A 21395-nucleotide genomic window follows, 5' to 3' on the forward strand; every position below is an offset into this window, starting at 1 on the left:
CCTAGAAATAGCCGTAAATAGAGCGCAATCAGCTCTGCTCTTTGCGTTCTTGGCGGGGTGGCTTGGGGCGCGGCGGCGTGTTGGTGTTGATTTGTGCGGTGGCTTTGTCCATCGCGCCCGCCACCAGCAGGGGCCAGGCTTTGAGGCTGTGGGCAATGCTCTCTTCAATGGCCTGCTGTTGGTCGCTGGGCGCTTTTTTCAGCACCCAGCTGGTGACTTCGCTTTTGTCGCCCGGATGGCCAATGCCCAGGCGCAGCCGCCAGTAGTCGCCACTGCCCAGCTGGGCGTGGATGTCGCGCAGGCCGTTGTGGCCGCCGTGGCTGCCGCCTTTTTTCAGCTTGACTTGGCCGGGGGCAAAGTCCAGCTCGTCGTGCGCCACCAAGATTTGTTCGGGCTGGATTTTAAAAAACCGTGCCAGCGCCCCCACCGATTTGCCCGACAGGTTCATAAACGTTTGCGGCTGCAGCAGCCACAGCGCTTGCCCCTGCACCGTGGCGCGGGCCGCCAGGCCCCAGTAGCTGCGCTCGGGCTGCAACTGGACTTTGAGCTCGCGGGCGAGGGCATCAATCCACCAAAAGCCAGCGTTGTGGCGGGTGGCGGCGTATTCCGGGCCCGGATTGCCCAGGCCGACAAATAACTTAATCATGGGCGGCGATTATCGTAAGCGCGGTAAATCTGCGCAGGGGGTGCAGAAAAGACAATGGCCCACCGAAGTGGGCCATGGCTGGGTTTTTACGCCGGGGCGCAAAAATTATTTTTTGCCTTTTTTGGCAGGGGCCGCAGGAGCGGGGGCCGCGCCTTCGGCCGGGGCCACTTCGGGCAGCTTGATGCTGACCAGGGCGGGGTTTTTGTTGGAGCCACGCACCACGGCTTTGACACCGTAGGGCATTTTGGTCAGGTTGTTCAGGCCCAGGGCGCTCTTGACGGTCAGGCCCGACAGATCGACCACGATGTGCTCGGGCAGGTGGGCGGGCATGCACACCACGGCCAGTTCGTGGATCAGCGGGGTGACGGTGCACTTGTCTTCTTTGACGGCAGGCGAGTTCTCGACACCTTCAAAGTGCAGGGGCACGCGCATTTCGATCTTGGTCGTTTCGTCCACGCGCTGGAAGTCCACGTGCAGGATTTGCTGCTTGAAGGGGTGGTATTGCACATCGCGCAGCACCACTTTGGTGGTTTTGCCGTCGATGTCCAGGTCCAGCACGCTGGAGTGGAACACTTCTTTTTTCAGCGCGTGAAAAATCGCGTTGTGGTCCATTTCGATCAGCTGGGGCTGCTCGCCAGCACCGTAAACGATGCCAGGGGTCTTACCGGTAAAGCGCATACGGCGGCTCGCACCCGTACCTTGTTGTGCGCGTGTAGTGGCTGCAAATTGCATGATGTCAAACTCCAAAGTGGTGGGCCGCGACCAGCCTCACCGGGTTAAGAAAAGACGGCAGGTGCCGTCTTTGGGGGGGAAAGTACTCGTGCCCGAGGGCTTTAATCTTCTTCAAACAGGCTGCTGACCGATTCGCCGTTTTGCACCCGGCGGATGGTTTCGCCAAACAGCGGTGCCACCGAGATCTGGCGAATTTTGCCGCAGGCCTGGGCCGCTGCGGACAGCGGAATGGTGTTGGTTACCACCACCTCGTCCAATGCGCTGCCGCTGGCAATGCGCTCAATGGCCGGGCCCGAGAAAATCGGGTGGGTGCAGTAGGCATACACCTGCTTGGCACCGCGCTCTTTGAGCACTTCGGCCGCTTTGACCAAGGTGCCAGCGGTGTCGATCATGTCGTCCATGATGACGCAGTTGCGCCCTTCAATGTCGCCAATGACGTGCATCACTTCCGAGACGTTGGCCTTGGGGCGGCGCTTGTCGATGATGGCCAGATCGCAACCCAGCTGCTTGGCCAGGGCGCGGGCGCGCACCACGCCACCCACGTCGGGGCTGACCACGATCAGGTTGTCGTAGTGCTGCTGGCGCAGGTCTTTGAGCAGCACCGGCGAGGCAAAGATGTTGTCCACCGGAATGTCGAAAAAGCCCTGAATCTGGTCGGCGTGCAAGTCCATGGTCAGCACGCGCGACACGCCAGCGGCTTGCAGCATGTTGGCCACCACCTTGGCGGTAATGGGCACGCGCGAGGAGCGCACGCGGCGGTCTTGCCGGGCGTAGCCAAAATAGGGGATGACGGCGCAGATGCTCTCGGCCGAGGCGCGTTTGAGCGCATCGACCATGACCAGCAACTCCATCAGGTTGTCGTTGGTCGGGGCGCAGGTGGGCTGGACAATGAAAACGTTGCGCGTGCGCACGTTTTGCTTGATTTCGACGGTGACTTCGCCATCGGAGAAGCGGCCCACATCGGCATCGCCCAGGGTTGTACCGAGGTAGTGGGCGATTTCTTCGGCCATGCCACGGTTGGCATTGCCGGTAAACACCACGAAATTAGAGGGTAAGGAGGGCATAAGCTATCCCCGCGCGGGGTGCTAAAAGAAAAGCAAAAAATGTGGCAGGGGAGGAAGGACTCGAACCCTCGCATGCCGGAATCAAAATCCGGTGCCTTAACCAACTTGGCGACTCCCCTACACGGATCAATTCGTCTCTTGTTTTAATCCTGTGCCCATTCAAGCAATGGGTGTTTTTGCAGATTTTCACAAACCTTGGATTGCCAAGCGGTGCTGACAATACAGGTGGTTTGCTCAATTTTGGCAAATACCGCGCTTCCTGAGCCCGTCATTTTAGCGGCAAAACCTTGTTGTCCTAAAAACGCGATGGCGCTTTGAATTTCAGGGCACAGGCTGCTGGCAACGGGCTGCAGGTCATTGTGGCCAAAACCGTAGTGATCTGCTGCAAAGCCCGCTATTGTAGCCAGCTTTGTGGCGCGTTGCAGCGATGGGTTCGAAAAAATTTTTCCTGTGTCCAATCCCGCCTGGGGTTTGAGCACGATGAACCGCGCTGGAGGCAGGGTGGCCGCGCCGGTCAGGGGGGTGATTTGCTCGCCAATGCCTTCCACCCAGGCATTGCGCCCGCGCAGGAAAAAGGGCACGTCGGCCCCCAGCGTCAAGCCAATGCGCTCCAGGTCAGCGCGGGGCAAATGCAGCTGCCACAGGCGGTTCAAGGCCAGCAAGGTGGTGGCAGCGTTGGAGGAGCCGCCACCCATGCCGGCCTGCGCGGGAATGGATTTTTCCAGGCCAATGTGTGCGCCTTGGGTGCAGCCGGTGGCCGCTTGCAAGGCGCGGGCGGCGCGCACGCACAAATCGTCGGCGGGCAGTGCGGTGGTGCTGGCCAAGTCGCTGCGGGAGATGGTGGGGCTGGCGGTGCGCTCAAAGTGCAGTTGGTCTTGCCAGTCGATCAGCATGAAGACCGATTGCAGCAGGTGGTAGCCATCGCTGCGCCGACCGGTGATGTGCAGAAATAAATTGAGTTTGGCCGGGGCGGGAACGTCGTACAGGGTGCGCATGGGGGAGGGAAGCGACAGGGGGATTGCGCAGAACACGCGCCAAGCCCGCGTTGCTTAAGGGGCGGGTTGCAAAATAATTTTCAACTGCGCCTGCGGCAGCGGGTCGGTGCGGCGGGCGCTGATGCGGCCTTGGGTGTATTGGCCCAGGTCGGCGTGCCAGCCTTGGGCTTGCAGGGGGTGGCCTTGCAGCCAGGCGAAAAAAGCTTCAATTGGTACGGCGGTGCCCAAGCTGCGCTCAATCAGGGCGGGCAGGGAGTCGGACGCGGTTTCTTCGCTGCCCTGGCGCAGCCAGGCCCCGTCTGGGCTCCAGTGCAGCAAGGCCAATTGCGAGCCCAGGGGGCTGAAAATATCCAGCTGCCCGGCGCTGGGCGTGCCTTGCAGCTGAAAGCTGGCGCTCCAGCTGTCTTGCGGGCTGCCGTCGGGGTTGAATATTTGTAGTGCCATCCGCCCATTCCACGTGTTTTCAGTATCTTTTGATACTGAAGTTGTTGTAGAGCAAGCGGCTAAAGCACTTAAAAGAATAGCGCAGACCAGGCGCTGCCACCAGCGACTGAGCGAGGGATGGCGGGCCAGTGCGGGGCGCAGTGTGGGCGTGTGGGCCATGGAGTGCATAGAGTGCGCGAAAGGCTTAGAACGTGTTTATGGTCTCGAATGAAGGTGTGGGGGATGCGGTTCGGGATGGGTTGCGAGGCGCAAACCACAGCAATAGCTTGGCTATTGCGAGGATTTGCAACGACGCAGACCGCCCGAAGCCGCGCCCGCACACCCATGAGGAGATCGTGAACACGTTCTTAGGGCTGGACGTTCAGGCGCTGCAAAGTTTCGCGCAGCACGGCGTTGTCTGGGTCGCGCTGCAAGGCGGCGCGCCACAGGCTGCGGGCGCGTTCGGGGTTGCCAGAGACCCACAGCACTTCGGCCAGGTGGGTGGCAATTTCGACATCGTCGCGCAGGCGGTAGGCGTGTTCGAGCAGGGCCAGGGCTTCGGGCAGATTGCCCTCGCGGTAGGTGAGCCAGCCCAGGCTGTCGGTGATAAAGGGGTCGTTGGGGGCGTACTCCAGTGCTTTTTCAATCAGGCGGCGTGCCTCGGGCAGTTGTTCGCCGCGATCGGCCAGTGAATAGCCCAGCGCGTTGTAGGCGTGGTGGTAGTCGGGGTGGCGCGCCATGATGCTGCGCAGCAGCTGTTCCATGGTGTCGAGTTGGCCAATTTTTTCGGCCAACAGGGCGGTTTCATAGGTGATGTCGGGGTTTTCCGGGTCTTGGGCTTGCAGCTGCGCTTGCAGAGCATAGGCCTGGGCGTAGGCCCCGGCATCGCGCAGCAGTTGCACTTCGGCTTGCTGTTTGCGCTGGGTTTGTTGCTTGCCTTCGGCGGGCAGGGCGCGCAGCAGCTGGCGCGCTTGCTTGAGTTTGCCCTGGCGGGCCAAGACGGTGGCCCTCAGGGCTTGCACCGTGAAATCGTTTTCAGTTGGCGGGATGCGCTCCAGCCATTGCTGGGCCAGGCCGTGGTTTTTGGCCGCCAAAGCGCTGCGGGCACCGAGCAGGCCCGCTTGCTTCCAGGCGGCGCTGCGCTGCTCTGGGGTGGCCAGGGTGGGGATGAGGTCGGTAAAGCGTTGCAGCGATTGTTCAGCATCGTTCCACTGGCCTTGTTGGGCGTGGGTGGCGGCCAGGGTGAACCAAGCTTCTAAATTGTCGGGGGCTTGGGCGACGGCGGCATTGAGCTGGACTTGGGCCGGGGCCAGGCGCTGCTGGTCGAGCAAGACTTTGGCATAGGCCAGGCGGATGGCCAGCGCGGGGGTGCGCTCTAAATAGGCTTGCACCAAGGGCTCGGCCTGGGGGACGTGGTTTTCCAGCAACTCCAGCGCCAACAGGGCGGCGGCCCCATTGTCCGGGGCCAGTTGCTGGGCGTGCCGGGCCGCTTCCAGGGCGGCTTCTTTTTGTCCGGCGGCCAAGCGCATGTGGCCCAGCATGGCCCATGCAGCGGGGGCGCTGGCGGTGTCGTTCAAATCGGCTTGCAGGGCTTGCTCGACCACGGCGGCGGCCAGCTTTTTATCGCTGGCATGGCGGTAGAGCTGGGCAATGGCCAGGTAGGCGGCGGCTTTGCTGCCGGGTGGGGTGGCGGCCAGTTCTTGGCTGAGGGGCTCGACCGTGTCGGAGACGCGGTTGAGCATGAGCAAAATTTGCAGCAGGTAGCGGTTGGCCAGGCGCGATTGGGGGAAGGCTTGCTGCCACGCCCGTGCCGAGCGCAAAGCCAAGGGGCCGGAGCGGGCACGCAAGGCCACTTCGGTGGCGCGCTGGTACAAGGCTTGGAGGTTGGTTTTGCCCGCCGCATCCAGGAGCAAGGCCACGGCATCTTGGGCATCGCCTTGGGCGGCCGTCATCTCGCCCAGCAGCAATTCGTACAGCAGCGGCGCATCCAGTGGGATGCGGCTGACTTCATCGGCAGGCGCGGCATCTACAGGGGGGCTGGGCGCTTGGGCGCTGGCATGCCAAGCGCTGAACAAGGCGGCACTGAGCGTGAGTAAGCGCCAAGCGCGGGAAAAGGTGCTGGGGCGAAGTAGTGAGGCCATCTGGTCATAATAATCGCGGATGCGCTTGGCCTTTTTGATCCTCTCCTTGATTTTTCTGCCCCACCATGCCTGAGTTACCCGAAGTTGAAGCCACGCGGCGCAGTTTTGCCGATGCCATTGCGGGCGCGCGCATTCTGTCGGTGTCCCTGGGCAAGCCGCTGCGCTGGCCGCTGGGGTGTGCGCCGCAGGATTTGGTGGGGCGCCGGGTGCTGCAGGTGCGCCGCCGGGGCAAATACCTGCTGCTGGAGTTAAGCCAAGGCCTGTTGCTGCTGCACTTGGGGATGTCGGGCAGTTTGCGCTTTGCGCCGCAGGCCCCCGGCTTGCCGGCCGCTGGGGCGCACGAGCATTTTGATTTGGTCACCAGCCAGGGCACGCTGCGCTTGCACGATCCGCGCCGCTTTGGTGCGGTGGTGGCCGTCAGCGGGGAAGACGACCCCCGGGCCCGCAAGCTGCTCGATGGCTTGGGTATGGAGCCTTTGGACCCCGCCAGTTTTACCTGGGCGCGTTTTGCCGCCGGATTGCAGGCCCGCCGGGCTCCGATCAAAACGGTGTTGCTGGCGGGCAAGCTGGTGGTGGGGGTGGGCAATATCTATGCCAGCGAGGTGTTGTTTCTCAGCCGCATTCACCCGGCCACACCGGCCTGCGACATCAGCACCGTCAAAGCGCGGCGCTTGTTTACGGCCATTGGGCAGGTGATGGCGCAGGCGGTGGAGTTGGGCGGCACCACGCTGCGTGATTTTTCCAACGCCTTGGGTGTGAATGGGCACTTTCAGCATACAGCGCAGGTGTATGGCCGGGCGGGGCAAGCCTGCCACGCCTGTAGCCAGCCGATACAACTTTTACGCCAAGGCCAGCGCAGTAGCTATTACTGCCCGCGCTGCCAGAAAACGCCGTGAAAGCGGGCCCATGGCGGCCCCAACCGCCGGCTGTTTTGCCAGTGGCGCGGTTATAGTTCCCCGAATATGCATCGACACTTCTTCAGGAGAACCACAGGTGGGCCCATCGTTTAACGAGCAATTTGACCAGCTGGGCGAATGGCGCAAAGGCTTTGCCAACCAATTGGCGCAGTTTCGCAGCTGGTTGGGGGAGCACGAGTTGCTGGATGCTGCGGTGCAAGAGCATCTGCACCGCCTGGAGGCCCAGCTGCTGGATGACAAGGTGTGCGTGGCCTTTGTCGCCGAGTTCTCCCGGGGCAAGTCGGAGCTGATCAACGCCATCTTTTTTGCCCATTACGGGCGGCGCATCATGCCTGCATCGCCGGGACGCACCACCATGTGCCCCACAGAATTGGGCTATGACCCGGCCCTGCCCGCCTGCATGCGGCTGTTGCCCATTGAAACGCGCGAGCAGACCTACAGCTTGGCGCAGTGGCGCAGCCGCCCCTCCACCTGGGTGCAGTTGCCGCTGGATGTGAACGACCCTGAGCAGATGGCGGTGCAAATCTCCAAAGTGGCAGAAACCCGCACCGTTACGGTGCAGGAAGCCCGTGCCCTGGGTTTTTGGAACGATGAGCTGCCCCAAGACAACCCCATGGTCAATGCGCAAGGGCTGGTCGAGATTCCCCGCTGGCGGCACGCTTTGGTGAACATCGCCCATCCCCTGCTCAAGCAAGGGCTGGTGATTTTGGACACCCCGGGCTTGAACGCCGTCGGGGCCGAGCCAGAGCTGACCGTCAATCAGATTGCCCAGGCCCATGCCGTGGTGTTTTTGCTGGGGGCCGATACGGGGGTAACCAAGTCGGACCTGGCCATTTGGCAAGAGCATTTGTTGCCCAGCCACCGCGAGGGCGAATCGCATCTGGTGGTGTTGAACAAAATTGATGCGCTGTGGAACGGCATTGACAGCACAGAAAAAGTGCAGCAGCAGCTGGAGCGCCAGCGCCAGCTCAGTGCCCAAATGCTGAAAATATCGCCCCAGCGCATCTTGCCGCTGTCGGCGCAAAAAGGGCTGCAGGCCAAGCTGGAGCGCCGCAACGATTTGCTGCAGGAAAGCGGCCTGCCCGCCTTTGAGGATGCCCTGGCCCAGGGCATCTTGGCGCACCGCCAGGCGATCTTGCTCTCGGCGGTCACTGGCGGGGTGCAGCAAATGCGCGCCCAGGTGCGCCGGGCGATTCAAATCCGCCGCCGCGATTTGGATGAGCAGATGATGGAGCTCAACAGCCTGCGCGGCAAAAACACCACGGTGATCGACAGCATGCGCCAGCGCATCGAGCAAGAGCAGCGCAGCTTTGAGGCCAGCAGCACCCGCATCCTGGCCTTGCGCACGGTGCATTTGCGCTTGATGAACCAGGCGTTTCAGCATTTGGGCTCTACTTCGCAGCGCAAAGAGCTAGAGCAACTGGCCCAGGCGCTGGAGCATTCGGGCCTGAAGCTGGGCGTGCGCAAGGTGTACGCCGCCACCTTCGAGCGCCTGCGCGAGCTGGGCAACCAGGTGCGCGCCGCCGGCACCGAGGTGCAATCCATGCTGGGGGCCAGCTTTAAAGACTTGAACGCAGAGTTTGGCTTTTCCCTGCTGCCGCCCGAGCCTTTGCAGCTGCACGATTTTGAAAAAAACCTGGCTGAATTGGAAGAAAGCTATTTGCAATACCTGGGCTTTGGCAACGTCTTCAAACTGGCCAATCCGCTGTTTGGCGAGCGCCTGATCAAAGCCCTGGGCATGCGGCTGCGCTCGATTTTTGAAAACGCCGCCAACGACTTGGATTTGTGGAGCAAAGGGGCCACCGCCCAACTCGATGCCCAATTAAAAGAGCGCAAACGCAGTTTTGCCCGGCGCATTGAGGCCGTTGATCGCATTCAAAGCGCAGCCAGCGGCTTGATGGAGCACATCGCGCAAATTGAAAGCGCAGAAGCGCAGCTGCACGCCATCGACCAGATGCTGACGGACAAGACCGAGCTGCTGCTGCACCTGCCGGTGCTGGAAGGGGCCGCCTGTGCAGTGCAGCCCCACCAGGACACGCCTGCGGACTAAGAACGTGTTCACGTTCTAAGCCATCCCCAGCCGCTACACTGCACGCTTTTTTGACTGCGCCGCCCAAACCCTGGGGTTTTGAGGCGGCGCTGTGTTTATGGATGCTTTTGCTTTGACCCCGCCGCACACGACCCCTGTGACGGCCCCTGTGATGCTCCCTGTGATCGCCCCCGCTTTGGTGCAATGGCAAGCCCAGCATGGGCGCAACCACCTGCCCTGGCAGGCCACGCGCGACCCGTACCGCGTTTGGCTCTCTGAAATCATGCTGCAGCAAACCCAGGTGGCCACCGTGCTGGGCTACTACAGCCGGTTTTTGGCGGCGCTGCCCGATGTGGCGGCTTTGGCCGCCGCCTCCACCGATGACGTGATGGCGCTGTGGAGCGGCCTGGGCTACTACAGCCGCGCCCGCAACCTGCACCGCTGCGCCCAGGCGGTCATGCGCGAGCACGGTGGGCAATTTCCGCGCAGCGCCGCCGTGTTGGCCACGCTGCCGGGCATTGGCCGCACCACGGCGGCGGCGATTGCGGCGTTTTGCTTTGAGGAGCGCTCCGCCATTTTGGATGCCAACGTCAAGCGCGTATTAACGCGCGTGCTGGCCTTTGAGGGCGATTTGGCCCAGGCCGCCCAGGAAAAAGCCCTGTGGGCGCTGGCCGAGCAGCTCTTGCCCGAGCACGGTCACGATATGCCGCGTTACACCCAAGCGCTGATGGACTTGGGGGCCACCGTGTGCACCCCGCGCCAGCCCGCTTGCAGCCAATGCCCGCTGCAAGCGGTTTGCCAAGCCCACCAGGCCCACGCGGCCGAGCGCTACCCCATCAAAACCCGCACATTGCGCCGCAGCAGCCAAGCCTGGTGGCTGCTGTTTTTGCGCGACAGTGCCGGGCGCTTTTGGCTGCAGCGCCGCCCCGAAAAAGGCGGTGCCAATGCCATCTGGGCCGGCTTGTTCAGCCCCTTGATTTACCCCGACGCGCCGGCGCTGGAGCAGGCCTTGGCCAGTTTGCCAACCACTTTGACAAGCACTGTGCGCATCGCCCAGCGCCGTGATCTGCCCGTGCTGGCGCATGTGCTGACGCACCGCGATTTGTTTTTGCACCCGGTGGTGGTGCAGCTGGAGGCGGATGCCCACGCGCTGGATGTGGCCAGGGACGAGGGCGCTTGGTGCTCGCCCGCGCAGGCCTTGGCCTTGGGGCTGCCCGCCCCGGTGCGCAAGTTGATGCTTGAATTTTAAGAGCTTTCCCCGCTTTAAATACAAGGTTTTTAGGTGTTTTTGTGCTAAAAATGTTGTGAATAAAGCGGGTCTAGCTCTTTTATTATTTTATGGTTTGCTGGCCACCCGGGCATCCATCTCCCGGTGGCGCAGCAAGGTGTTCCACTGGGTGCGGAAATGCGCCGCCAATTGTTCCGTTAAAAACACCGATCGGTGCTGCCCCCCTGTGCAGCCGACGGCCACCGTCACATAGCTGCGGTGGTTGGCCTGCAGGGCGGGCAACCAGTGGCTGACAAATTGCGTGATGTGCGTTTGCATGGTTTGCACATTGGCCTGCTGGCGCAGGAAGTCTTGCACCGGGGCATCTTTGCCGGTAAGTGGGCGCAAACTGGGGTCGTAGAACGGGTTGGGCAGCATGCGCACATCAAACACGTAATCGGCATCCAGGGGCAGGCCGTATTTGAAGCCGAAGGACTGAAAAATCAGCGTCAGTTGGTTGGCCGGGGCTTCAATAAATGCCTTGACGTAGTTTTGCAGTTGCGGCCCCCGGATGTTGCTGGTGTCGATCACGTGGGCGCATTCGCGCAGGCTGCTGAGCAGTTCACGCTCGTGCTCAATCACCTGGGCCAAGGCCCCGCCATCGGGCCAGTCGGTGGGGGCCAGCGGGTGGCGGCGGCGCGTTTCAGAGAAGCGCCGCACCAAGGTGGGCGTGTTGGCATCCAGAAACAGCGTGTGCAGTTGCACGCCCTCGCCCTCGTCCCCTAAGCGTTGCAATTGTTCCAACTGTTGGGGCAAGTGCGGCAGACTGGTGGCGCTGCGCGCATCAATGGCAATGGCCACGCGCTGGCCGTGGTGGGCGTGCTGCAGGCGCACAAACGCCGGGAGCAGCTCGGGCGGCAGGTTGTCCACGCAGTAGTAGCCGGCATCTTCCAGCGCTTTGAGGGCGATGGATTTGCCCGAGCCGGACAGGCCGGTGATGAGTACAACTTCCAGGGTCATAGCGCAGCTTTCCCAATGGCAGCAGGTGCGGCCTGTGCCTGATTTTGTGCCTGGGCCAGCATTTCGCGGGCGTGGGCCAAGGTGGTGGGGGAGATGGTTTGCCCGCCCAGCATGCGGGCGATTTCTTGCTCGCGCTGCTGGGCGTTGGTGGGCAGCACTTGGCTGGTGGTGCCGGTTTTGCGCCGCTGTTTGCGCACCACGCAATGCTGGTGGGCAAAGGCGGCCACTTGCGGCAAATGCGTCACGGCCAGCACTTGGCGGTTGGCACCCAGGCGCTGCATGAGCGCCCCCACGGTTTGGGCCACTGCGCCGCCAATGCCGGCATCGACTTCGTCAAAAATCAAGGTGCCCGCGCTGCCCTGGGCACTGGTGGCCACGGCCAGCGCCAGAGAGATGCGCGACAGCTCCCCGCCCGAGGCGACTTTGCCAATCGGCCGGGGCGTGGCCCCCGGGTGGGCGGCCACCAGAAACTGCACCTCATCCAGGCCGTGGGCGCTGGGCTCGGCCAGGGGCAGCACCTGGGCGCAAAAGCGGCCTCCCTGCATGCCCAATTCCTGCATGGCGCTGGTAATGGCCGCCTCCAGCTGGGCAGCGGCGTGGTGGCGCTGGGCAGACACCGCTTGTGCCGTGCTGCGGTAACGCTCCAGCGCGTGGGTGACGGCCTGGGCCAGGGCGGGCAGGTCGGTGGCGGCATTCAAGTCGGCCAATTGGCGGTGCCAGTCTTGCAGCAATTGCGGCAGTTCTTGCGGCGGGTGTTTGAAGCGCCGGGCCAGTTGCAGCCACAGGCCCAGGCGCTCATCCAGGGCGGCCAGGCGCTCGGGGTCCAGGTCGGCACGCTCTAAGTAGCGTTGCAGGCTGTGCTGGGCATCGTCGAGCTGTGCGAGGCACGATTGCAGCGTGGCGCTGATGTCGGCAAAGCCTGGCTCCAGGTGGGCGTGGGCATCGAGTTGGTGGCTGGCGTAGGCCAGGGGGCGCTCGGCCCCGGTTTCTTCGTTATTCAGGGCGGCCAAGGCGTGTTGCGCTGCTTCTAGCAGGGTTTGGGCATGGGCCAGGCGGGTGTGTTGGGTGTTCAGTTCTTCCCATTCATCGGCTTGGGGGGCGAGTTTTTCCAATTCGTCGATGTGCCACTGCAGGCGCTCGCGCTCTTGCTGGCGTTGCGCTTGGCGCTGTTGGGCGTGTTCGAGTTGCTGCCGGGCCTGGCGCCAATCGTGGTAGCGCTGGCGCAGTTCGGTGCTGTGAATGCCGGCATAGGCATCGAGCAGGCCGCGCACGCTGTCGGCGTGCATCAGGTTTTGCCAGGCGTGCTGGCCGTGGATGTTCACCAGTTGTTCGCCCACTTGGCGCAATTGCGTGGCGGTGGCGGGCTTGCCGTTAATCCAGGCGCGGCTGCGGCTTTGGGTGTCGATGGTGCGGCGCAGGGTCAGCGTCTGGGCGCTGGGCAATTCTTGGCTGTGCAGCCAGGCGGCGGTCGTGGCGTGCGGGGTGAAGACCAGGGTGATTTCGGCCTGCTCCGCCCCTTCGCGCACCACGCTGGCATCGGCACGTGCGCCCAGGGCCAGTTGCAGGGCATCGAGCAAAATGGATTTGCCAGCGCCCGTCTCGCCGGTCAGGGCGGTAAAGCCGGTGGCCAAGTCCAAGTCCAGCGCCTGCACGATGACAAAGTCGCGCAGCGTGATGCGTTTGAGTGTCATGGTCGGTAGCTTCTTTCGTTCCAGCCCAATTTTTTGCGCAAGGTGGCAAAGTAATTCCAACCCCGGGGGTGCAAAAAACGCACGCTGTGCTCGGAGCGGCGCACGTAGATGCGGTCGCCATGCAAGATGGTGGGCAGTGACTGCATGTCGAAATTGGCGCTGGCATCGCGCCCGCCAATGACTTGCAGCATGACCTCGCCGCTGTCCGGAATCACGATGGGCCGGTTTGAGAGCATGTGGGGCGCAATCGGCGCAATCACCCACGCGGGCGTGCTGGGGTGCATCATTGGCCCGCCCGCCGAGAGGGCGTAGGCGGTCGATCCCGTGGGCGTGGCGACAATCAGGCCATCGGCCCGCTGGTCGGACAAAAAGCGCCCATCAACCTCGATGCGCAGCTCCAGCATGCCTGCCGTGGCGCCGCGATTGACCACCACATCGTTTACCGCCAAGGTTTCAAACACGCAGTTGCCCTCGCGCACCACGCGGGCGTGCATGAGCGGGCGCACGTCTTCGTCGTATTCACCCAGCAAAATCGGAAACAGCGTTTCGCGGTAACTGCTCAAGGGGATGTCGGTCACAAAGCCCAAGCGCCCTTGGTTGATGCCCACCAGCGCCGTGCCGTACTTGGCCAAATGGCGGCTGATGCCCAGCATGGTGCCATCGCCCCCCACCACCACCGCCAAAGCGCAGTGCTGGCCCAGTTCATCGACCGTCAGCGTCGGAAAACGCTGGTGCAGCCCGGTGTGCAGGGCGGTATCCGCTTCCACCACCACCTCGCAGCCTTTGGCGTGCAAGAACTCGGCAATCTCGGCCAACGGCTGGTGCGCCGGGTTGGTCGGGGCGCTGTAGCCAGACAGTTGGTGGTACTTGCCGATCAAGGCAACATGGCGGAATGTGGGACTCATACTGAGAAATTACATCATATTAAAATGCCCGGATGCTCGATGATCGCGCCAAGTTGCTGCTCAAGGTGTTGGTAGAACGTTATATCGCCGATGGTCAGCCCATCGGCTCGCGCACGCTGTCGCGCTCTTCCGGCCTGGAGCTGTCGCCAGCGACCATCCGCAACGTCATGGCCGACCTCGAAGAGCTGGGCCTGATTGCCAGCCCGCACACCTCGGCAGGCCGCATCCCCACGGCCCGGGGCTACCGCCTGTTTGTGGACACCATGCTCACCGCCCAGCGCCAGGCCCTGGTGGCGCCCCAGCTGCCGGCCGAGCAACCGCAAAAAGTCATCGCCAACGCGGCCCATCTGCTGTCCAACCTGTCGCAATTTGTCGGCGTGGTCATGGCCCCCAAGCGCAGCTCGGTCTTCAAGCAGATCGAGTTCGTCAAACTCTCTGAGCGGCGGGTGCTGGTCATCATCGTCGCCCCCGATGGCGACGTGCAAAACCGCGTCATGTTCACCGATAGCGAGCTGGACAGCAGCCAGCTCATCGAAGCGGCCAACTACCTCAACAGCCACTACGCCGGGCTGGACATCGAACAAGTGCGCGAACGCCTGCGCACCGAAGTGGAACAACTGCGCAGCCAAGTGGCCGATTTAATGCAAGCGGCCGTGAATATCAGCGCCGAGGCGCTCAGCCCCGCAACGCAAGAGGAGCAAGTGGTGATTGCCGGGCAAAGCAATTTGCTGGCCGTCAGCGATTTCTCCCACGACATGCACAACCTGCGCCGCGCGTTTGATTTGTTTGAGCAAAAAACCCAAATCCTGCGCCTGCTGGACTTTTCCAGCCAGGCCGAAGGCGTGCGCATCTTTATCGGCGGCGAAAGCCACATCGTGCCGATTGAGGAGCTGTCGGTGGTCAGCGCCCCCTACGAGGTGGATGGTCAAATCGTCGGCACCCTGGGCGTGATCGGCCCCACGCGCATGCCCTACGACAAGATGATTCAGATTGTGGACATCACCTCCAAGCTGGTGAGCAACGCGCTCAGCCACCAGCGCTAGCCGTTGGCCATGGTTTTGACCGCTACAATGCAAGCCCTCTTGGGCCCCTAGCTCATGCTTGGTTAGAGCAGCGGACTCATAATCCGTTGGTGCGGGGTTCGACTCCCCGGGGGCCCACCAAAAATTGAAAAGCCACTCTTTGCAGTGGCTTTTTTTATGTGCTTGAGGTGAGCTGCTGCCGGTTTCATGTTCCACCTAGCAAGGTGTCGTTGAAACCGGCAGCAACCCAAGATCAGGGGATGGACAGCCGTTCTTTGGCCAGCTTGGCACCTTCGGCCAGGGCTTGGAGCTTGCGCCATGCGATGTTGCGGTCCATTGGGGCCAGGCCGCAGTTGGTGCAGGGGAACAGGCGCTCTTTGGGCACAAACTCCAGCGCCCGGGCAATGGTGTCGGCCACTTCTTCAGGGGTTTCGACCACCTCGGTGGCCACATCAATCACGCCGACCAGCACGTCCTTGCCCGCCAGCAACTGCATCAGGTGGGGCGGCACGTGGGAGTGGATGCATTCCAGGCTGACCTGGTCGATGCGGCTTTGGGCCAGTGCGGGGAAGATGGCTTCGTACTGCCGCCATTCATCGCCCAGGGTGCTTTTCCAGTCGGTATTGGCTTGAATGCCGTAGCCGTAGCAGATATGCACGGCCGTGGTGCAGGTCAGGCCCTGGGCGGCGCGTTCCAGTGCCTGCACGCCCCATTCGGCGGCCTCTTGCATATAGACGTTGAAGGCGGGTTCATCAAACTGGATGATGTCCACCCCATCGGCCTGCAGGGCCAGTGCTTCTTGGTTGAGCAGTTCGGCAAAGGCGAAGGCCATTTTGACTTTGTCGCCATAGAAGCGGTCGGCCACCGTATCGACGATGGTCATGGGGCCAGGCAGGGTGAATTTGAGCTTTTTCTTGGTATGGGCGCGGGCCAGTTGGGCTTCAAAAGCGTGCACCCGGCCTTTGAGGCGCAGCGGGGCCACCACCTGCGGCACCATCGCGTCGTAGCGGTTGTTGCGGATACCCATCGTGACTTTGTTCTGAAAGTCGATGCCTTCAACCTGCTCCAAAAAGCCATGCACAAAGTGCTGACGCGCTTGCTCGCCATCGCACACGATGTCCAGGCCTGCATCTTCCTGGGCCTTGATCCACAGCAAGGTGGCATCAGCCTTGGCTTGCAACAGCGCATCGCCCTCGGCTTTCCATTGGGGCCAAAGTTTGTGGGTTTCGGCCAGCCAGGCGGGTTTGGGCAAGCTGCCGGCGATGGAGGTTGCAAACATGCGGGGGATTCCTTTCATACCAATAAAAAGCCGTGCGCACTGGCTGCAGGGCGAGCAGCGTTGCGCACGGACTGGGTGGCCCGCATGGTAGAGGGGTATCTGAGTGAAAGAAAATGGTTTTATTTCACCCATCTATGAATGGTAGTCATGTGAGCGCCCCCAACCCGCTGGGCTGATCTGTGCTGATCTGGGGCGATCTGGGGCGATCTGGGCTGCTGGCTACTCCACCACCGTCAATTTAGCAATCGCCAGCGCCAGCCATTTGCTGCCGTGGCGCGGGAAGTTCACTTGGGCGCGGGCATCGTCGCCCACGCCTTCGATGGCCAGGACGCGGCCTTCGCCAAACTTGGCGTGGAACACGGTTTGGCCTTTGGTAATGCTGCCAGTATTCTTTGAATTAAGAGCTGTATCCGCTGATTTAATAATGTTTTCAGAATTAAATGTATTTGAAAACCTTGTTGAGTAAGCGGAAGCAGCTTCTTTTTTAAGACTAAAGCTGCCAAACCCGCGTGCGCTGAGGTGCTTTACGCAGGCGCTGGGCAGCTCATCGAGAAAGCGGCTGGGCAGGTTGAAGCTGGTGCGCCCGTGCAGCATGCGGCTTTGCGCGTGGCTCAGGTACAGGCGTTTTCGGGCACGGGTGATGGCCACGTACATCAGGCGGCGTTCTTCCTCCAGACCGCCCTTGTCGCTCAGGGCGTTTTCGTGGGGGAACAGGCCTTCTTCCAGGCCGACGATGAACACGGCATCAAACTCCAGCCCCTTGCTGGCGTGTACGGTCATGAGCTGCACGGCATCCTGCCCGGCCTGGGCCTGGTTGTCGCCCGCCTCCAGCGCGGCGTGGACGAGGAAGGCTTGCAGCGGCGAGAGGGTTTCGCCGGTGTCGGCATCAATTTTTGGTTGTTCGATCCATTGAGCCTTGAGCGACGGCTGAATTGCTGCAATTGCAGCGCGAGAACGCCGTTCTGTTGCTTTCCTGCTGCGCAACTTGGCCCTCTCTACTTTAAAAAATTCACTCCTTATTAGTTCAGCCAATCTTGCAACATCGTTCTTGAGAAGCTCTACTTTGTCTTCTGACAGTTTTTCTTCCGATGCGTATCTAGGCTGATGGCCCGTGCCGTAAGTTTTTTCAAAACATGTGGAGCCAAAAAGCAAAATTTGATCTGCAGTTTCCACGAGGTGCACCTTGCTATGAACATACCGTTTGCACTCGGGACATTCGCACTTCACTTTATCGCTTTCCTCCACAGTCACAATTGCTAGGAGTGGGGTTGTTCCAAATTCCGCCGTTAGTTCACGATCCAAAGCCTCGTCAGATTCTTCTATCTCTTCATTCCTTACCAAGGATTCTGGAATCAACCCCTGGCTGGCCGGGCTTTGCGTGAGCGCGGCGGGGGCGGCGCTGGCCGTTTCATCCAGCGGCAAGGCGATGGCATCTTTGCCAAAGCCTTCTTGCAGCACAAAGCTTTCGGCGGCGTTGATGAGTTCGTCCAGGTTTTCCAGGCGCTCCTGGCCTTCTTTGTCGGCGCGGTAATGCTCTTGCAGGCCGCTGGCGTGCAGCACATGTTCGATGGTGTGGCGCAGGCTTTGCCCGGCCACGGCTTCGCGCATCACGTCGATCAGGGCGTGAAAGCTGCGCAGCTTGGCCCCGGCCGCGCCGCTGACCAAGGTGGTGGCATCCAGCAGGCTGCAGCCGGCCTGGCGGGCTTCTTCCTGCAAGGCTTCGATGCTGCGGGCGCCGATGCCCCGGGCCGGAAAGTTCACCACGCGCAAAAAGCTGGTGTCGTCCTGCGGGTTCTCTAGCAGGCGCAGGTAGGCCAGGGCGTGCTTGATTTCGGCGCGTTCAAAAAAGCGCAGGCCGCCATACACGCGGTAGGGGATGCCGGCGTTGAACAGGCGGCTTTCCAGCACGCGGCTTTGGGCGTTGCTGCGGTAGAGCAGGGCGATTTCCTGGCGCGGGAAGCCGTCGTTTTTGGTGAGCGCCTGGATTTCCTCGACCAGCCAGCGGGCTTCGTCCAGATCGGTGGGCGCTTCGTGGATGCGCACCGGTTCACCCGCGCCTTGGTCGGTGGTCAGGTTTTTGCCCAGGCGCTGGCTGTTGTTTTCAATCAAGGCGTTGGCGCAGTCCAGGATGTTGCCGTGGCTGCGGTAGTTGCGCTCCAGCTTGATCTGGTGCGGCACGGCAAATTCGCGCAAAAAGTCTTGCATATTGCCCACGCGTGCGCCGCGAAAGGCGTAGATGCTTTGGTCATCATCCCCCACGGCCAGCACGCTGCTGGTGCCGACGATGCGCCCGCCTTCCATCTCCCCGGCCAGCAGTTTGAGCCACTGGTATTGCAGCTTGTTGGTGTCCTGAAACTCATCGACCAGCAGGTAGCGAAAGCGCTGTTGGTAGTGCTGGCGCAAAGCCGGGTGGTCGCGCAGCAGCTCGTAAGAGCGCAGCAGCAGCTCGGCAAAATCAACCACGCCCTCGCGCTGGCACTGGTCTTCGTAAAGTTGGTACAGCTCGACCTTTTTGCGCGTATCCGGGTCGTGCGTGGGCACATCTTTGGGGCGCAGGCCGTCTTCTTTGCAACTGGCAAAAAACCAGCCCAGCTGCTTGGGCGGGTAGCGCTCGGTATCCACGTTGAAGGCCTTGCACAGCCGCTTGATGGCCGAGAGCTGGTCTTGCATATCCAGAATCTGAAACGTGGCGGGCAGCCCGGCGGCCTGGTGGTGCGCCCGCAGCAGGCGGTTGCACAGGCCATGAAAAGTGCCCATCCACATGCCGCGCAGGCTGATGGGCAGCAGGGCGGACAGGCGTGTTTGCATCTCTTTGGCCGCCTTGTTGGTGAAGGTGACGGCCATGATGCCGCCGGGCGAGGCATACCCCATGTGCAGCAACCAGGCAATGCGCGTGGTCAGCACCCGCGTTTTGCCAGAACCGGCCCCTGCCAAAATCAGCGCATGGCCTTGGGGCAGGGTGACGGCGGCCAGTTGCTCGGGGTTGAGGCCGTGCAGCAGGGGCAGGTCAGGGGCGTTGGGGGAGGAGGGGGGGGAAAGTGGGGCAGACAAAGGCATCGGGCGATTGTAGGAGGGGCCACCGCCGGGGCACTACCGCCGGGCTGGTTTGGTGCGACGCAATTTGTCGTAGCAGGCAGGCATCATGGCCTGTAGATGAATGGAGCTGCTATGGTGAAAAAATCTTTTCGTACTCGACCCACTTACAACACTGCCGAGGCCCTTACACCGATTGTGCGGTTGTGGATTTTGCGCATCTTGCACCCCCTGGGGGGCTACAAAGAGTGGGTGCAAAACCACGGTTTTCGCTGCGATGAGCTGGCCAGTGCCCTGGGGCTGCAGGCGTGGCTGGACGAAGGCGAACGTCCTTTTGATGCGCGTGCGGTGCGCCTAGAGCTGCGCCAACGCTATAGCGCCGCCGAAAGGCAACGCCACCGAGCCCACCCCCACGCCACCATGCGCAGCAACACCCAGCGGCTGGCCACGCTGGCGAACCTGAGTCCTGTGGATGAGCAGATTTTGGCGTTTGCCTGTGCCATTCACCAAGAGCCGCTATTGGAGTTGGCAGCGGATTATTTGGGTAATTTGTCTTCTGCCCGCGTAGCGGCTTGCTTGGCGGTGATTTTGGATTTTCCCATGCAGGACATTCGCACCGCGTTGGCACCGCAAGCCGTTTTGAGTCGCACCGGCTTGGTGGTGCTGGACCGCCATGGCCCACGCCAATTGCGGGGGTGTTTGGACTTGCTCTCCGCCAACTTTGCTGACCGCATGCACAGCGAAACCAACGACATCTTGCAACTGCTGCGTGGTGTCGTGCAAGCGGCCCCACCTGCGCAACTGGCCCTGGAGGACTATCCCCACATCCAGCCCCAGCTGGACATTGCCCTGCCTCACCTGCGCCAAGCCAGCCAGCAAGGCCAGCACGGCGTGAATTTTTTCATTCATGGCAGCCCCGGCACGGGCAAAACCGAATTGGCCCGCACCCTGGCTGCGGCCTTGGGGTGTGAGCTGTTTGAAGTGGCCAGCGAAGACAGTGATGGCGACCCCATCAATGCCGAACGGCGTTTGCGTGCTTTGCAAGCGGCACAAAGCTTTTTCAGCCAGCGCCGGGCGCTATTGATGTTTGATGAAGTCGAAGATGTTTTTAACGATAGCGTCCACCCACTGGGGGGTAAAAGCACCGCCCAGCAGCGCAAGGCCTGGGTCAATCGCATGCTGGAAAGCAACCCGATGCCCACCTTGTGGCTCTCAAACAGCGGGGCGCTGGATGCGGCCTTTATCCGCCGCTTTGATATGGTGTTTGAGTTGCCCGTACCGCCGCAAAGTCAGCGCCTGCGCATCATCGACCAGCAGTGCCAAGGCTTGTTGGACAGCCCAGCGATGCACCGCATGAGTCAGTCTGAGCACTTGGCCCCTGCCGTCGTGGCCCGGGCGGCCAAAGTGGTGCGCAGCATGCAGGCGTGCCTCCTCGCGCAAGACCACAAGCAAACACCATGCCCTGCCGTGGCGCTAGAGCGCTTGGTCAATAACACCCTGCAAGCCCAGGGCCACCCCAGTTTGCAGCGCCAAGAAGCCAACCAACTGCCCCAGGTGTACGACCCGGCCTTCATCCATGCCGATGCTGACCTGGCCGCCATTGCCCAAGGCATCGCCACGCATAAAAGCGCCCGCTTGTGTCTGTACGGGCCACCAGGTACCGGTAAAACCGCTTATGGCCGCTGGCTGGCGCAGCAGTTGGATATGCCGCTGCTGGTCAAGCGGGCCTCTGATCTGCAATCGATGTGGGTGGGGGAATGCGAGAAAAACCTCGCCCATGCCTTTCGCGCCGCAGAACAGGACGGTGCGCTGCTGTTGATCGACGAGGTGGACGGTTTTTTGCAAGACCGCCGTGGCGCACAGCGCAGTTGGGAAGTGAGCCAAGTCAATGAAATGCTCATGCAAATGGAAAGCTTTAGCGGCGTATTCATCGCCACCACCAATTTGATGCACGGGTTGGATCAGGCCGCGCTGCGGCGCTTTGATCTGAAAGTGAAACTCGATTTTTTGCGCCCTGAGCAAGCCTGGGCGCTGCTGCTGCGCCACTGTGCGCAGCTGGGGTTGGCCACGCCTGGCAGCTCTGAGCAATCCCGTCTGGCACGGCTGAGCTATGTCACACCTGGGGATTTTGCGGCGGTGCTGCGCCAGGGGCGGTTCAGGCCGCTGGCCGATGCGGCGGCGCTGGTGGCGCAGTTAGAGGCGGAGTGTGCCTTGAAGGAGGGAGCGAAAGGGGTGATGGGGTTTGTGTGAGCCGCCTCACAGATCGGTAAAAATGAATCTGATTGCAAAAA

15 protein-coding genes, 2 tRNA genes and 1 pseudogene are annotated in these 21395 nt (G+C 61.8%); 6 read left to right on the forward strand and 12 right to left on the reverse strand.

Features of this window, described 5'->3' with window-relative positions; genetic code table 11:
* Positions 1-28: 28 nt before the first annotated feature.
* The 7 genes from pth to ACFO24_RS04915 all read right to left on the reverse strand — a co-directional run bounded on the left by pth (position 29) and on the right by ACFO24_RS04915 (position 6001).
* Positions 29-646: an aminoacyl-tRNA hydrolase gene (gene pth / locus ACFO24_RS04885; RefSeq protein WP_377737146.1), complete on the reverse strand. Its 618-nt coding sequence runs from the start codon at positions 644-646 to the stop codon at positions 29-31.
* Between the two features lie 105 nt (positions 647-751).
* Complete coding sequence (locus ACFO24_RS04890; protein ID WP_377737148.1) at positions 752-1378, reverse strand: 50S ribosomal protein L25/general stress protein Ctc; 627 nt, start codon at positions 1376-1378, stop codon at positions 752-754.
* Between the two features lie 101 nt (positions 1379-1479).
* On the reverse strand, positions 1480-2442 hold the full coding sequence (locus ACFO24_RS04895) for a ribose-phosphate pyrophosphokinase (RefSeq protein ID WP_207575104.1): 963 nt from the start codon (positions 2440-2442) through the stop codon (positions 1480-1482).
* 42 nt (positions 2443-2484) lie between these two features.
* A tRNA-Gln gene (locus ACFO24_RS04900) sits at positions 2485-2561 on the reverse strand.
* Between the two features lie 24 nt (positions 2562-2585).
* The gene (gene ispE, locus ACFO24_RS04905; RefSeq protein WP_377737150.1) at positions 2586-3437 is read right to left on the reverse strand and encodes a 4-(cytidine 5'-diphospho)-2-C-methyl-D-erythritol kinase; all 852 of its coding nucleotides are present in this window, start codon (positions 3435-3437) and stop codon (positions 2586-2588) included.
* A gap of 54 nt (positions 3438-3491) precedes the next feature.
* Positions 3492-3881, reverse strand: coding sequence for a lipoprotein insertase outer membrane protein LolB (locus ACFO24_RS04910; protein WP_377737152.1), 390 nt, complete (start codon positions 3879-3881; stop codon positions 3492-3494).
* Positions 3882-4228: 347 nt separating this feature from the next.
* On the reverse strand, positions 4229-6001 hold the full coding sequence (locus ACFO24_RS04915; RefSeq protein ID WP_377737154.1) for a tetratricopeptide repeat protein: 1773 nt from the start codon (positions 5999-6001) through the stop codon (positions 4229-4231).
* Positions 6002-6066: 65 nt separating this feature from the next.
* On the opposite strand from ACFO24_RS04915, the gene mutM reads away from it, so the two are divergent.
* The 3 genes from mutM to mutY all read left to right on the forward strand — a co-directional run bounded on the left by mutM (position 6067) and on the right by mutY (position 10196).
* On the forward strand, positions 6067-6897 hold the full coding sequence (gene mutM, locus ACFO24_RS04920) for a bifunctional DNA-formamidopyrimidine glycosylase/DNA-(apurinic or apyrimidinic site) lyase (protein WP_377737157.1): 831 nt from the start codon (positions 6067-6069) through the stop codon (positions 6895-6897).
* Positions 6898-6994: 97 nt separating this feature from the next.
* On the forward strand, positions 6995-8968 hold the full coding sequence (locus ACFO24_RS04925) for a dynamin family protein (protein ID WP_377737159.1): 1974 nt from the start codon (positions 6995-6997) through the stop codon (positions 8966-8968).
* Positions 8969-9116: 148 nt separating this feature from the next.
* Complete coding sequence (mutY, locus tag ACFO24_RS04930) at positions 9117-10196, forward strand: A/G-specific adenine glycosylase (RefSeq protein WP_377737192.1); 1080 nt, start codon at positions 9117-9119, stop codon at positions 10194-10196.
* A gap of 87 nt (positions 10197-10283) precedes the next feature.
* Here mutY and rapZ read toward each other — a convergent pair whose 3' ends face one another.
* From rapZ to ACFO24_RS04945, 3 genes are read right to left on the reverse strand one after another with little or no spacing between them, the layout of a single operon-like run.
* Positions 10284-11174, reverse strand: a complete 891-nt coding sequence (rapZ, locus tag ACFO24_RS04935; RefSeq protein ID WP_377737161.1) for an RNase adapter RapZ — start codon at positions 11172-11174, stop codon at positions 10284-10286.
* The gene (gene recN, locus ACFO24_RS04940) at positions 11171-12865 is read right to left on the reverse strand and encodes a DNA repair protein RecN (RefSeq protein ID WP_377737163.1); all 1695 of its coding nucleotides are present in this window, start codon (positions 12863-12865) and stop codon (positions 11171-11173) included. Before recN ends, rapZ begins: the two co-directional genes overlap by 4 nt.
* Positions 12862-13770 carry an NAD kinase gene (locus tag ACFO24_RS04945; RefSeq protein ID WP_207575096.1) on the reverse strand — a complete coding sequence of 303 codons (909 nt, stop codon included), beginning with the start codon at positions 13768-13770 and terminating at the stop codon, positions 12862-12864. Before ACFO24_RS04945 ends, recN begins: the two co-directional genes overlap by 4 nt.
* A gap of 32 nt (positions 13771-13802) precedes the next feature.
* Here ACFO24_RS04945 and hrcA point away from each other — a divergent pair, with 32 nt between their 5' ends.
* Complete coding sequence (gene hrcA / locus ACFO24_RS04950) at positions 13803-14813, forward strand: heat-inducible transcriptional repressor HrcA (RefSeq protein ID WP_207575095.1); 1011 nt, start codon at positions 13803-13805, stop codon at positions 14811-14813.
* Positions 14814-14854: 41 nt separating this feature from the next.
* A tRNA-Ile gene (locus tag ACFO24_RS04955) sits at positions 14855-14933 on the forward strand.
* Positions 14934-15045: 112 nt separating this feature from the next.
* Here the strand turns inward: ACFO24_RS04955 and ACFO24_RS04960 are convergent.
* Together ACFO24_RS04960 and ACFO24_RS04965 are read right to left on the reverse strand one after the other, a co-directional pair.
* Complete coding sequence (locus ACFO24_RS04960) at positions 15046-16071, reverse strand: methionine synthase (RefSeq protein WP_377737166.1); 1026 nt, start codon at positions 16069-16071, stop codon at positions 15046-15048.
* 219 nt (positions 16072-16290) lie between these two features.
* Positions 16291-19074, reverse strand: a pseudogene (locus ACFO24_RS04965) (UvrD-helicase domain-containing protein); the annotation flags it as partial.
* Between the two features lie 165 nt (positions 19075-19239).
* Here ACFO24_RS04965 and ACFO24_RS04970 point away from each other — a divergent pair.
* Positions 19240-21354 (forward strand): AAA family ATPase, encoded by a 2115-nt coding sequence (locus ACFO24_RS04970; protein WP_377737170.1) that lies wholly within the window; start codon positions 19240-19242, stop codon positions 21352-21354.
* Positions 21355-21395: the final 41 nt, after the last annotated feature.

Origin of the sequence: Comamonas denitrificans, from assembly GCF_042654745.1 — a bacterium.
GTDB classification, from domain to species: domain Bacteria; phylum Pseudomonadota; class Gammaproteobacteria; order Burkholderiales; family Burkholderiaceae_C; genus Comamonas; species Comamonas denitrificans.

What these genes read in the sequence shown, in the direction of transcription:
- pth (WP_377737146.1), bottom strand. Translation starts at nt 646, where the DNA reads ATGATTAAGTTATTTGTCGGCCTGGGCAATCCGGGCCCGGAATACGCC.
- ACFO24_RS04890 (WP_377737148.1), bottom strand. Translation starts at nt 1,378, where the DNA reads ATGCAATTTGCAGCCACTACACGCGCACAACAAGGTACGGGTGCGAGC.
- ACFO24_RS04895 (WP_207575104.1), bottom strand. Translation starts at nt 2,442, where the DNA reads ATGCCCTCCTTACCCTCTAATTTCGTGGTGTTTACCGGCAATGCCAAC.
- ispE (WP_377737150.1), bottom strand. Translation starts at nt 3,437, where the DNA reads ATGCGCACCCTGTACGACGTTCCCGCCCCGGCCAAACTCAATTTATTT.
- ACFO24_RS04910 (WP_377737152.1), bottom strand. Translation starts at nt 3,881, where the DNA reads ATGGCACTACAAATATTCAACCCCGACGGCAGCCCGCAAGACAGCTGG.
- ACFO24_RS04915 (WP_377737154.1), bottom strand. Translation starts at nt 6,001, where the DNA reads ATGGCCTCACTACTTCGCCCCAGCACCTTTTCCCGCGCTTGGCGCTTA.
- mutM (WP_377737157.1), top strand. Translation starts at nt 6,067, where the DNA reads ATGCCTGAGTTACCCGAAGTTGAAGCCACGCGGCGCAGTTTTGCCGAT.
- rapZ (WP_377737161.1), bottom strand. Translation starts at nt 11,174, where the DNA reads ATGACCCTGGAAGTTGTACTCATCACCGGCCTGTCCGGCTCGGGCAAA.
- recN (WP_377737163.1), bottom strand. Translation starts at nt 12,865, where the DNA reads ATGACACTCAAACGCATCACGCTGCGCGACTTTGTCATCGTGCAGGCG.
- ACFO24_RS04945 (WP_207575096.1), bottom strand. Translation starts at nt 13,770, where the DNA reads ATGAGTCCCACATTCCGCCATGTTGCCTTGATCGGCAAGTACCACCAA.
- hrcA (WP_207575095.1), top strand. Translation starts at nt 13,803, where the DNA reads ATGCTCGATGATCGCGCCAAGTTGCTGCTCAAGGTGTTGGTAGAACGT.
- ACFO24_RS04960 (WP_377737166.1), bottom strand. Translation starts at nt 16,071, where the DNA reads ATGTTTGCAACCTCCATCGCCGGCAGCTTGCCCAAACCCGCCTGGCTG.
- ACFO24_RS04970 (WP_377737170.1), top strand. Translation starts at nt 19,240, where the DNA reads ATGGTGAAAAAATCTTTTCGTACTCGACCCACTTACAACACTGCCGAG.